At 70.7% G+C, this 12060-nt stretch carries 13 protein-coding genes; 10 read left to right on the top strand and 3 right to left on the bottom strand.

What is annotated here, in order from left to right; all coding sequences use genetic code 11:
• Positions 1–187: 187 nt before the first annotated feature.
• On the top strand, positions 188–598 hold the full coding sequence (locus ADK36_RS01010) for a hypothetical protein (protein ID WP_048579701.1): 411 nt from the start codon (positions 188–190) through the stop codon (positions 596–598).
• Between the two features lie 112 nt (positions 599–710).
• Here ADK36_RS01010 and ADK36_RS01005 read toward each other — a convergent pair whose 3' ends face one another.
• Complete coding sequence (locus ADK36_RS01005) at positions 711–941, bottom strand: twin-arginine translocase TatA/TatE family subunit (protein ID WP_048579702.1); 231 nt, start codon at positions 939–941, stop codon at positions 711–713.
• A 220-nt stretch (positions 942–1161) separates the two neighbouring features.
• Here ADK36_RS01005 and ADK36_RS01000 point away from each other — a divergent pair, with 220 nt between their 5' ends.
• The 3 genes from ADK36_RS01000 (at position 1162) to ADK36_RS00990 (ending at position 4020) form a co-directional block, all read left to right on the top strand.
• A complete protein-coding gene (locus ADK36_RS01000) occupies positions 1162–1551 on the top strand; it encodes a BlaI/MecI/CopY family transcriptional regulator (protein WP_048579703.1) in 390 nt (129 codons plus the stop codon).
• Between the two features lie 6 nt (positions 1552–1557).
• Positions 1558–2490, top strand: a complete 933-nt coding sequence (locus ADK36_RS00995) for a M56 family metallopeptidase (RefSeq protein WP_048579704.1) — start codon at positions 1558–1560, stop codon at positions 2488–2490.
• Positions 2491–2688: 198 nt separating this feature from the next.
• Positions 2689–4020, top strand: a complete 1332-nt coding sequence (locus ADK36_RS00990) for an LCP family protein (RefSeq protein WP_425315280.1) — start codon at positions 2689–2691, stop codon at positions 4018–4020.
• Between the two features lie 168 nt (positions 4021–4188).
• Here ADK36_RS00990 and ADK36_RS00985 read toward each other — a convergent pair whose 3' ends face one another.
• On the bottom strand, positions 4189–4644 hold the full coding sequence (locus ADK36_RS00985) for a tellurite resistance TerB family protein (protein WP_048579705.1): 456 nt from the start codon (positions 4642–4644) through the stop codon (positions 4189–4191).
• A 44-nt stretch (positions 4645–4688) separates the two neighbouring features.
• The gene (locus tag ADK36_RS47655; protein WP_267887381.1) at positions 4689–4832 is read right to left on the bottom strand and encodes a hypothetical protein; all 144 of its coding nucleotides are present in this window, start codon (positions 4830–4832) and stop codon (positions 4689–4691) included.
• A 208-nt stretch (positions 4833–5040) separates the two neighbouring features.
• Between ADK36_RS47655 and ADK36_RS00980 the strand changes: the two genes are divergently transcribed.
• The 6 genes from ADK36_RS00980 (at position 5041) to ADK36_RS00955 (ending at position 11764) form a co-directional block, all read left to right on the top strand.
• Positions 5041–6378, top strand: a complete 1338-nt coding sequence (locus tag ADK36_RS00980) for a hemolysin family protein (RefSeq protein ID WP_048579706.1) — start codon at positions 5041–5043, stop codon at positions 6376–6378.
• Positions 6375–7397, top strand: coding sequence for a hemolysin family protein (locus ADK36_RS00975; protein WP_048579707.1), 1023 nt, complete (start codon positions 6375–6377; stop codon positions 7395–7397). Before ADK36_RS00980 ends, ADK36_RS00975 begins: the two co-directional genes overlap by 4 nt.
• 134 nt (positions 7398–7531) lie before the next feature.
• Positions 7532–8647, top strand: a complete 1116-nt coding sequence (locus ADK36_RS00970; RefSeq protein WP_048579873.1) for an acyltransferase family protein — start codon at positions 7532–7534, stop codon at positions 8645–8647.
• A 138-nt stretch (positions 8648–8785) separates the two neighbouring features.
• Positions 8786–10126: a hemolysin family protein gene (locus ADK36_RS00965; RefSeq protein WP_048579708.1), complete on the top strand. Its 1341-nt coding sequence runs from the start codon at positions 8786–8788 to the stop codon at positions 10124–10126.
• A complete protein-coding gene (locus ADK36_RS00960; protein ID WP_048579709.1) occupies positions 10123–11142 on the top strand; it encodes a hemolysin family protein in 1020 nt (339 codons plus the stop codon). Before ADK36_RS00965 ends, ADK36_RS00960 begins: the two co-directional genes overlap by 4 nt.
• A 334-nt stretch (positions 11143–11476) precedes the next feature.
• Positions 11477–11764: a DUF3040 domain-containing protein gene (locus tag ADK36_RS00955; RefSeq protein WP_048579710.1), complete on the top strand. Its 288-nt coding sequence runs from the start codon at positions 11477–11479 to the stop codon at positions 11762–11764.
• Positions 11765–12060 lie beyond the last annotated feature (296 nt).

Genomic DNA, 12060 nt, shown 5'->3' with positions numbered 1-12060 from the left:
TATTTAACCCTGTTTTTCACCTCAACGACGGAATGGGTGATCAAAGAGGCGAATGCGACCCGGAAGTGCGTGGGCTTCGGCGTTACCACCGGCGTCCTCGTGCCGGAACCTATGAGGGCAGAGGTTCACCTGGGTCCGCCGGCCGGAGACGATGGCCGGGCTCAGACACGACCATGAGGGGGAACCCATGTCCAAGCGCACTCTTGGCGTACTCGCCGCGACCGGGGCGCTCGCCCTGGCCGCCGGTCTGGCCGGCACCGGTACCGCACAGGCGAGCCCGTCCGCGACGCTCTACGGCTGCCCGTCCGGCTACGTCTGCTTCTACCAGTCGGCGAGCGTCACCTCGCCCATCGTCTTCAAGACGGCCGGCAACTGGTACGGAGGCGAGTTCTCGACCCAGGCGGTCTTCAACAACGGGAAGCGCTTCCCCGGCGCCGACCACGTCCGGTACACCTTCCACTATCCGACGAGCCCGAACACGAAGCACACCGACTGCATGACGTACCACAAGACGGACAGTGAGATCGTGGAGCCCGGCGAGAGCGCCGGCTTCATCGAGCGGCACGTCGAGAAGATCGAGTGGGTCGGCTCCTGCTGAGCGTCGGCCGAGAGGTGAGGCCCGGCCCGGGCAGCCCGGGCCGGGCCTCACCTTGCATCGCATCGCATGCCTCTATGTCCTGCTCACCCGGACCGCAGGCGAGTTCCCCCGGTCACTGTCGGTGCTGCTGCGTGCCCTGGGGCTTCGGCTCGTCCGGGGTGACGGTCTCCCCCTGGATCACGCGGGGTGTCGCCGGGTCGTCCTCGTCCTTCATCGCCCTGGCCTCGGCCTTGAGGATGCGCGCCGACTTGCCCGCGGAACGCGTCAGTTCGGGCAGCTTCTTCGCGCAGAGGACGGCTATGACGACGAGGAGGATGATCGCGAGTTCGCTCAGTCCGAACATGAGGGTCCTGTCCTTCTGGTGAGCCGGGGAGGAGCGGGTTGGTGCAGGTAGAGCAGCATCCCACGGTCGGCCCGGAGACGTGGCCCTGCCCGCCGCTCGGAATCTACAACACTGTAGAATAAATGGCGGGCGGCCTTCTCACTTCTTACTCTGCTTTCCTTACGATGGAGCGCTCGATGTATCGCACATGACACACGGGTCAGCGGAGGGGAGACAGGGCATGGCGGATCACCGGCAGCGTTCCGGGCGCCGGGGACAGGGCGAGCTGGAGGCGCTGGTCCTGTCGGCGCTGCAGGAGGCGGACGGGCCGGCGACGGCCGGCTGGGTGCAGGAGCGGCTCGGCGGGGACCTCGCCTACACGACGGTGATCACGATCCTGACCCGCCTGCTGGCCAAGGGCGCGGTGACCCGGGAGCGCGCGGGCCGGTCCTTCGCCTGGACGTCGGCGTCGGACCAGGCGGGCCTCGCCGCGCACCGGATGCGCAAGGTGCTCGACGGCGAGAGCGACCGGGAGGCCGTACTGGCCAGCTTCGTCACCGGTCTGGGGCCGGACGACGAGCGGCTGCTGCGTGAACTGCTGGGTGAGTCCGGGAGCGAAGGGGAAGCCTGACACCTCATGGGGGTCTTCGTCTTTCTGCCGCTCGTCCTGCCGCTGACGGCATGGCCGATCGCGCGCCTGGCCGAACAGCATCTGCATCCTCGTACCGCGACGCGGTTGCTCACCGCGGTGGCCGCGGTGATGGCCATGTGCAGCACGCTCTGCCTGGGTCTGGTGATGGTGGTGGGCACCGCCCAACTGCCCGGAAACCCACTGCCGGACGGCTGGTCCGACCCCGAGGTGCGGGCCGCGGTACCGTTCGACGAGGTCGTCGGCAAGGCAGCGATCCCGGCGCTGTGCGCGGTGGTCGTGGCCTGCGGGCGGACCCTGTGGCGGCACGGCCGGGTGCGCCGACAGGCCCACCGGGCGCTGGCGGGACTGCCGGCGACGGGAGTCGCCGTACTCCCCGACGAGGTGCCCTACGCCTACGCGCTGCCGGGCGGGCGCCGGGACCGCGTGGTGGTGACCACGGCCCTGCTGGACCGCCTCGAACCCGCCGAACGCAGGGCCCTGTTCGCTCACGAGCGGGCCCATCTGGCCGCGCGGCACCACCGTTTCCTGCTCTCCGTCCAACTCGCCGCGCGGGCCAACCCGTTCCTGCGCCCGCTGTGTACGGCGGTGTCGTACACAGCGGAGCGGTGGGCCGACGAAGAGGCGGCCCGGGCGGTCGGCAGTCGTCGGACGGTGGCGAGCGCGATCGGCAAGGCGGCGCTGGTGTCCCGAGGCACCCAGGTCGCGACGCTGGCGGGCTTCGCGGCGCCGGGGCCGGTGCCGCGCCGGGTGGCCGCGCTGCTCGGGCCCGCTCCGCTGGTGCGCCGCTGGCCGTCGCTGTTCACCTCGGTGGGTCTGGCGGCGTGGTGCGCGGCCGCGGGGACGGCCGCCTCGGCGATGTCGTCCGCGAACTCGGCGGTGACGATGGTCCTCATCCTGCGGGCGGCGACGCCGCTCTGATCGCCTAGCGGATCCGGGGGACGCGAGAAATTCCTGAGGTCCGGGCAACGGATGTCGCGAAGATCGTCGTCTGTTCATGGTGAGGGGGCCGGGGCCTTTCGGCCGTACAACCAGGCATGTACATCTACAGAGGGGGCGCGGGTGAGCGGAACAGGGCGGCGGCGACGTACGTCGGGCAGCGGTGCGGGGAAGGCCCGGCTGACGCGGCGGGGGCGGATCCTGGCGTGGAGCGCGGGGGTGACCTCGGTGGTCGTCCTCGGCATCGCCGGAGTCGGCGCCTGGGTCTACAACGACCTCGACAGCAACATCAAGTCCGCCGACGTCGACGACAAGATCGGCGGGGAGCGCCCCGAGAACCTCAGCCCGGGCTCGAAGAACATCCTGGTCGTCGGCTCCGACAGCCGCGACGGCGCCAACGCCGAGTACGGCAAGGACCTGACGACCATGCAGTCGGACACGCTGATGGTGCTGCACGTCCCCGCGAACCGGGAGTGGGCCGCGGTGGTGTCGTTCCCGCGTGACTCCTGGGTGGAGATACCGGCCTGCGACAAGGGCGACGGGAGCGACTCCGCACCGCACCACGCCAAGATCAACGAGGCGTTCGCGCTCGGCGGCAGCAACGGCGAGGTCGCCGGGGCCGCCGCCTGCTCCATCAAGACGGTCGAGGCCAACACGGGCCTGCGCATCGACCACTTCATGTCCGTCGACTTCCAGGGCTTCAAGGGCATGGTCGACGCCCTGGACGGCATAGAGGTCTGCCCGGAGCAGGCCATCCACTCCAAGAAGGCCCGCCTGGACATGGACGCCGGCTGCCAGACCGTCGGGGGCGAGCAGGCCCTCGGCTATGTACGGGTCCGCTACGGTGTCGGCGACGGCTCCGACATCGGACGCATCGGACGCCAGCAGGAGTTCATGAACGCTCTGGTCGAGAAGGCGCAGGCGAAACTGACCAGCCCGAAGGCGCTGTACGGCTTCCTGGGGTCCGCCACCAAGTCCCTGACCACGGACCCCGACCTGGCCGGCATCAAGCCGCTGACCTCACTCGCCTCGGAACTCAAGGGCATCCCGAGCGATCGTCTGGCGTTCCTCACCGTGCCCAACTACCCGCGCGAGGCCGACGTGGCCAGCGACCTGGCCAACGTCGCGTGGCAGTACCCGCAGGCCGCCGACCTGTTCACCTCCCTGGCCAAGGACAAGGAGATCGACAAGAAGCGGCTGGAGGCGGACACGAAGAACCCCGTGTACGCGTCCTCCGTGCGCGTCCAGGTCCTCAACGGCACCGGAGTCTCGGGACGGGCCGCCACCGTCGCCGAGAAGCTGGGCAGGGCAGGCGTCACCGTCGTCGGCAAGGGCAACGCCCCGGAGAACACCGGCAGGACGACGGTCACCTACCCCGCGGGCCTGGAGAAGCAGGCCGAGGCGCTGGCCGGCCGGTTGACCGGGGTCCGGGCCACGCAGGCGTCGGATGCCGCGGCGGGTGTGGTCACCCTGGTCGTCGGCAGTGATCTCGAACTCGACGAGATTCGCTGACCGACTGACCGACTGACCGACTGACCGACTCGCCGACTCGCCGACTCGCCGACTGGCCGACTGGCCGACTGGTCGGCTGATTCGCTGACTGCTGATCTGCTGACCCGCCGCGCCGGGTGGACGCCGCTCGCGTCCGCCCGGCGCGCGGCGAGGGCGAGTGCCGGTCGCTCAGAGGTCGAACTCGTGCGGCGGCAGGTCGAGCGCGTAGCACGCCTCCCGGACCACGGCCTGCTCGTCCTTGTCGAAGTCGCCGTCGGCGCCGCCGATGACGATGCCGATCTGGATCACGGCACGCGCCTCGGCGGGCTTCTTCCTCGCCTTGGCGATCTCCTGCATCACGCTCACCTTGCCGAAGTCGAAGTCGGTGGTGAGCCGGTTCAGGTTCTCCTCGAACCGGCGGCGCAGGTCGTCGGCGGGGAAGTTCTGCAACACCTCGTTGCCGGCGATCAGTTGGGCGACGCGTTGACGCTCGGAGGGGTCGACGGTGCCGTCGGCCGCGGCGACGAGCGCGCACATCGCCATGCTCGCGTCGCGGAAGGCACCGCTCTTGAGGTCGTTCTTCTTCGCCACCAGCTGGGTCTGCATCGTCGATGCGGACTCCTTGATGCGGTCCCACAGGGCCATGAGGACTCCCTACGTCGTTAACTTCTACAGCAATGTAGAAGTTATCAGGTGCCGACTCGACCCCCCTCGTCCTCCCCTCGCTCCTCCTCGCCCTCGAAGAAGTCCCCGACCTCGTCGACGACTTCGGCCGCGACCGTGCCGCCGGCGGCGCCGACCGCGAGCCCGGCCGCGCCCGCGGTTGGGAACAACCGGGAAGGCCGAGCCGTTCTCTACAAGCGAGTAGAAGCATAGGGTCGGAGGGAGCGGATGCCCTGCGCTCCCTCCGAACCGGCGTCCGCCGACCGAGATGTCCGCCGAACCGAGAAGGAGACACGAGCGCGCGATGGGTGAGCCTCCCAGTACCAGCCGTGCCATGCCCCGCACGCCCCACGCGCACGAGGGAAGGGGGGTGGCACGGTGACCGAGGTCCTGCTGCTCCTGCTGGCCCTCCTCCTCACTCTGGCCTGCGCCCTGTTCGTCGCGGCCGAGTTCTCGCTGACCACCGTCGAACGCGGTGAACTGGAGCGTGCCGCCGAGTCCGGCGAGCGCGGCGCCGAGGGCGCGCTGAAGGCCGTACGACACCTGACCTTCCAGCTCTCCGGCGCCCAGCTCGGCATCACCGTCACCTCCCTGGTGATCGGCATGCTCGCCGAGCCGTCGCTCGCGGCACTGCTCCGCGGACCGCTTCGGACGGTCGGCCTGGGCGGGGCGGCCTCCTCCGCGGCGACCGTGCTGGGCGTGGTCGTCTCCACCGTCGTGCTGATGGTGGTCGGCGAGCTGGTGCCGAAGAACTGGGCGATCTCCCGGCCACTGTCCGTCGCCAAGGTGGTCGCGGGCCCGCAGCGCGGCTTCACGGCCGCCTTCGGCCCGTTCATCCACCACCTGAACAACACCGCGAACCGCGTCGTACGCCGCTTCGGTCTGGAGCCCGCCGAGGAGCTGGCCTCGGCCCGCAGCCCCGAGGAACTCGTCGCCCTCGCCCGGCACTCGGCGGCCCAGGGCGCGCTGGAGCCCGACTCCGCCGAACTGTTCGTCCGCACCCTGCACCTGAGCGAGCTGACCGCCGAGAACGTGATGACCCCGAGGGTCGACGTCAAGGCGCTCGAAGCGCACGCGACGGCCGCCGACGCCGCCAACCTCACCCACGCCACCGGTCTGTCCCGCTTCCCCGTCTACCGCGACAGCCTCGACGAGGTCATCGGCACCGTCCACATCCGCGACGTCCTCGCCCTGGCGCCCGGGAAGCGGCTCGTCACACCGGTCACCGACCTGGCCACCGATCCCCTCCTCGTCCCCGACAGCCTGACCGCCGACCGGTTGCTGGAACGCCTGCGGGTCACCCGCACCATGGCCGTCGTCATCGACGAGTACGGCGGTACGGCCGGCGTGGCGACGATGGAGGACATCGTGGAGGAGGTCGTCGGCGAGGTGCGCGACGAGCACGACCCGGTCGAGGCCCTCGACCTGCTGCCCGCCCCGACGACACACGACGGACGCGCGGTCTGGGAGGCGGACGGCGGCGTACGCCTCGACGAGCTGGCCGCGATCGGGCTGACCGCGCCGGACGGTCCGTATGAGACCGTCGCCGGACTGATCGCCACCCGGCTGGCCCGCATCCCCGCCAAGGGGGACCTGCTCGACCTGGACGGCTGGCAGCTGGACGTCCTCGACGTGGACCATCACCGCGCCGACCGGATCCGCATCACCGCACCGGCCCTCGCACGGCCGGCCGAACTCGCGGAGGACGCCCGATGACCGCTCTCCAACTGGCCATCGGCGCCCTGACCCTGTTGACCAACGCCTTCTTCGTCGGTGCCGAGTTCGCCCTTGTCTCCGTGCGCCGCAGCCAGATCGAACCCCGGGCCCACGAGGGCGACAAACGGGCCAGGATGACCCTGTGGGCCCTGGAGCACCTCTCCGCGATGATGGCCACCGCCCAACTCGGCATCACCGTCTCCTCGCTGGTCCTGGGCGCGGTCGCCGAACCGGCCATCGCCCACCTGCTGGAGCCCGGCTTCGAGGCGGTCCGGCTGCCGCACGCCCTGGTGCACCCGGTCGCGTTCGTGATCGCGCTGACCGTCGCCACCTATCTGCACATGCTGATCGGCGAGATGGTGCCGAAGAACATCGCCCTCGCCGCCCCGGTGACCAGCGCCCTGCTGCTCGGGCCGCCCCTGGTGGCCCTGACCCGGGCCCTGCGGCCGTTCGTGTTCGGCATCAACGCCTTCGCCAACGCCCTGCTGAAGCTGCTGCGCGTCGAGCCGAAGGACGAGGTGGATGCCGTCTTCACCGACGGCCAACTGGCACGCATGGTCGTCGAGTCCGGCGAGGCCGGGCTGCTGACCCCGGCCGACGGCGAGCGCCTGCGTGACGCGCTGGAGCTGGGTACGCGCCCGGTGGGCGAGATCCTCGTCCCGGCGCGGCGCATGCGCACCGTCGACCACACCGTCACCCCGGCCGGGCTGGAGCGCGTGGCCGCCGACGCGGGCTACTCCCGCTTCCCGGTCACCGGCCCCGAGGGCGCCCTCCTCGGCTACCTGCACATCAAGGACACCCTCGGCGTCGCCGACCGCGACCGCCCCTTCCCGGCCGGCGTCCTGCATCCGGTGACCCGGGTCCGTATCGACACCCCGCTCGACGACACCCTCACCGCCCTGCGCGCCGAGGGCAGCCATCTCGCGGGCGTCCTGGGGGAGGGCGGCAAGGTGATCGGGTTCGTGACCATGGAGGACGTGCTCTCGGAGCTCGTCGGCCCCGCTCCGGCCACCGCGTGATCCCTGAACCATGACCTGTTGGGCCATGACCTCCGAGCCACCCCGTGCGAGCCGTGCACGGGGTGGCTCAGACGTGTGCGTTGGCCAACGGTGTGGTTGATCTGCCGCAGGGAAGTGTGCTTAGGGTGCTGGCGATGTCCGCTGATGCCACACCCGTACCCACTGTCACACGCGCACCGGAGCGACGGCAGCAGCCGCTGCCGTCCGCAGGGGCGGGAGAGAGACAGGCCGAGCAGCGGGACCCCTTCCTCGACAACGCCAAGTACCTGGCGATCCTGCTGGTGGCGGCGGGCCACGCCTGGGAGCCGCTGCGGGACGGCAGCCGGACCGTCACCGCGCTGTACATGCTCGTATACGCCTTCCACATGCCGCTGTTCGCCCTGGTCTCGGGCTACTTCTCGCGCGGCTTCGAAGCGGAACCGCGCAGGCTCGGACGCCTGCTGACCGGGGTGGCGGTTCCCTATGTGGTCTTCGAGGTGGCGTACACCCTGTTCACGCGGTGGACCAGCGATGATCCCGACCGGCCGGTCAGCCTGCTGGACCCGCTGTACCTGACCTGGTTCCTGGCGGCGCTGTTCATCTGGCGGCTGACGTCCCCGGTCTGGCGGCTCGTGCGGTGGCCGCTGCCGCTCGCTCTCGCCGTCGCGATGCTCGCCACCCTCTCGCCCTCCATCGGTGACGACCTCGGTCTGCAACGTGTCCTGCAGTTCCTGCCGTACTTCGTGCTCGGCCTGCTGCTGAAGCCGGAGCACTTCCGGCTCGTCCGCCGCCGCACGGCGCGCGTCCTGGCCCTGCCGGTCCTCGCCTGTGCCCTCGCGGTCGCGTACTGGGCGGTCTCGTGGATGAACTACGCCTGGTTCTTCCACAGCGAGAGCGCCGAGGAACTCGCCGCGCCCGCCTGGTACGGCCCCGTGATGACCCTGGCCGCGTTCGGCTGCTCCGTCGCCCTGTCCGCCTGCTTCCTCGCCTGGGTTCCCGGGCGCCGGACGTGGTTCACCGTGCTGGGGGCCGGCACGCTGTCCGGCTTCCTGCTGCACGGCTTCGTCGCCCAGGCCGCCAAGCACTGGGGCTGGTACGACCCCGCCTGGATCCGCCACCCCGCCGGTGAGATCACCGTCACCCTGATCGCCGTGGCGGTCATGACCGCCCTGTGTACCCCCGCTGTCCAGCGGGTCTTCCGCCGTGTGACGAACCCGTGGACGACGCACGCCTTACGGGACCGGGAACCCCGATTCGGCCAGAATCGTTGAACGGAGGAACACCAAGACAAGGAGCTGCTAAGTGTCCGCCAGACCGACGGACCCCTCGGGGCACAGTCCCCGACCACCCCGCCAGGTTCTCCCTGAGCACGGCACACGGCGGGGTGTCCCCTCCCTGTCGACACGCCGTTGAGCGCCGCACTCGGCCTGCTGGCCGTCTTCGTCCTGACCGCCGGCACCGGCTACTTCGTCGCTCAGGAATTCGCGTACGTCTCCGCCGACCGGCTCGCCCTGGCCCGTGAGGCCGAGGCCGGAAACCGGAAGGCAGCCCGCGCCCTGAAGGTGCTGGAACGCCTGTCCTTCATGCTCTCGGGCGCCCAGCTGGGCATCACCGTGACCGGTCTGGTCGTCGGCTTCATCGCCGAGCCGTCGGTGTCCGCGCTGCTCAAGCCCGTCCTGACCGGTATGGGCATCCCCGACGGCGCCGTCGGCGGCATCTCCGTCGTGCTCGCCTTCGTGCTGGCCACGGTCGTGCAGATGGTGCTGGGCGAGCTGGCCCCGAAGAACCTCGCCATCGCCGTCCCGGAACGGCTCGCGAAGTCACTGGCCGGCTCCACGCTGGCGTACCTGAAGGTCGTCGGCCCGATCGTGCGGGTCTTCGACGGCGCCGCGAACCGGCTGCTGCGCAAGGTCGGCATCGAGCCGGTGGAGGAGCTGCACCACGGCGCCACCCTGGAGGAACTGGGCCATCTGATCGGCGAGTCCCACGAACAGGGCCGGCTGCCGCGCGCGACCGCCGAGCTGCTCGACCACGCCCTGGAGTTCTCCGACCGGACGCTCGACGAGGTGATGGTGCCGCGCGCCGACGCGGTCTTCGTCCGCAAGGACGCCACCGCCGCCGAGGCGGTCGACCTCATCGCCAAGCACGGCCACTCCAACTATCCGGTCCTCGGCGACCACCCGGACGACGTCGCGGGTGTGCTCGGCGTACGGGAGCTGATGGCGCTGCCCGCCGACCGGCGGGCAGCCACCACGGCCGGTGCGGCGGCCCGGCGACCGCTGCTGCTGCCCGACACCCTGCCGCTGCCCGACGCCGTGGAGCAGATGCGCGAGCGGGACGACGAGTTCGCCGTGGTCCTCGACGAGCACGGCGGGGTGGCCGGCATCGTCACCTACGAGGACATCGCGGAGGAACTGGTCGGCGACATCGCCGACGAGTCCGACACCGTCACCGAGATCGCGGTCGCGGACGGCCAGGGCTGGCTGGTGGACGCGCGACGGCGCCTGGACGAAGTCGCCGACGTCACCGGCATCGACCTGCCCGAGGAGGAGGACTACGACACCGTGGCCGGCCTCATCGTGGACCGGCTCGGCCGCTTCCCCACCATCGGTGACCGGCTCACGGTCGCGCTGTCCGACGGTGACAGCGCGGTGATCGACGTACGCACCCTCGACCGGCACGTGCCGGACCGGGTACGCGTCCAGCGGCTGGTGGCGGAGCCGGCGGAGAAGACGGAGGAGCCGGCATGAGTTTCCCGATGGCGGTCTTCGTCACCGTGCTGCTGCTGATCGGCAGCGGTTTCTTCGTCGCCGCCGAGTTCGCGCTGGTCGCCGCGAAACGGCACCGTATGGAGAAGGCCGCGGCCGAGGGACAGCGCGGCGCCAAGGCGGCCGTGGCAGGTATGCGCGAGCTGTCGCTGATGCTGGCCGGCGCCCAACTCGGCATCACCGTGTGCACGCTGGGCCTGGGATCGGTGTCCAAGCCCGCGATCTCGCACGAACTCGACCCGCTGCTGCACGACCTGGGCCTGCCCAGCGCCCTCAGCTACGGCGTCGCGTTCGCCGTCGCCATGATCGTCGTGGTGTTCCTGCACATGGTGCTCGGCGAGATGGCACCCAAGTCCTGGGCCATCGCCCACCCCGAGCGCTCGGCGATGCTGCTCGCACCCCCCTTCCGGGGTGTGGTGAAGGCCGTACGCCCGCTGATCTGGGCGCTCAACAAGCTGAGCAACGGTCTGGTACGGCTGTGCCGCGTCACCCCGCGCGACGAGCTGGCCTCGGTCCACAACCGCGAGCAACTCACCCACCTGGTCGAGGAGTCCGAACGGCTCGGCCTCATCAGCGAGACGGATTCGGAGCTGCTGACCCGTTCACTGACGGAGCCCGAGACGCCGGTACGCGCACTCCAGGTGCCGGCCGCCGACATCTCCTGGATCGACGCGAGCGCCGACGCCGACGAGATCCTCCGCCTGGCCGCCGAGGTCGACCGCACCCGGCTCCTGGTCCGCGACCACGGCACAGTCGTCGGCTCGGTGCACGCCCGCGACGCCCTGGTCGCCCGCGCCCGCGAACGACCCGCCGACGCCCGCTCACTGGCCCGCCCGGTACCCGAGTTGACCGAGGACGCCACGGTCGCCGCCGCGATCGACCTGCTGCGCCGCCGCCGGTCGACCCTCGCCGTGGTCCGTGACGCGTCGGGCCGGCTCACCGGCATGGTGACGCTGGACGACCTGCTGGCCCGCTTCCTCCAGCCGCAGACGGCCTGACGGCCCACCGCACCGAGGTGCTGTCTCCGGGTACCTCGGTGCAGGGCCGCCGGATGCCGTCGGCAGGGTTCGTGCAGGTCCTCCGTCGAGCGTTTGTGCGTGTCCGCCGCCAGGAAGGATGACTGGTGGGCGTGATGGCTGGAGCGGGACGGGAGAGGCGATGCCGGGCTGTGGGCAGAACCGGTGACGTGCCCCCGACCGGCGGACGTGTGGTGCGCCGACAGCCTGCCCGACCGTGCACGGCGCCCCGCGTCGCAGAAGCCACCACCCATGGCCCATAGGCCCACCGTCTCACCCGTCCCAGGGCGGTGACGGGTTCCGGGAAGGAGGAGCCTTGCCCCAGTCCGACGACGAGCGCCTGGTCGCTCTCGAAGCACGACTCGCACGGGACGATCCCCGCTTCGCCGAGGCGCTGAGCGCGGGGCGGCCCGCGCCGCCCCGCGAGTACCGCCGTACCGGCGCCTGGTGGATGCTGCTTGGCGCCGTGGCCGTACTGGTCACCGGCGTGGCTCTGGCCGACGGCCTGCTCATCGCCACGGGACTGGTCCTCGCCGGCATCGCGGTGCAGTTGCTCGACCCGCATCGCACGCGACCGGAGCGCCGCCTGCCGCCCTTCCTCTGAGCCTCTCCGCTGAGCCCCTGTGCTGAGCTCGTGCGTCGAGTTCCGGCGCATGACGGCGGATCAATGTCCGTACGATTATCGACTGTTGGGGTGCGCTAGAATCCTTTACCGAGCCCTTACGCTCCGCTGAGCGAGGGCTCGCTCAGTCGTTGGGTGGTCGTCGCCGATTTCCGGCGGACGTGATGGGGGGCGTGAGATGAGCCGAGTCATCTCCGTGCGCGTGAGCGTCCCTGTGCGCGTCGAGAACGCCGCCCGCGACGGCGTTCCTGATACCGGCAGCGCCGCCGAGGCGAACG

Origin of the sequence: Streptomyces viridochromogenes (assembly GCF_001270495.1) — a bacterium.
Lineage (GTDB): Bacteria > Actinomycetota > Actinomycetes > Streptomycetales > Streptomycetaceae > Streptomyces > Streptomyces viridochromogenes_A.
Note: the sequence above shows the minus strand (reverse complement) of the source record. Positions and strands in the feature narration are given on the sequence as shown.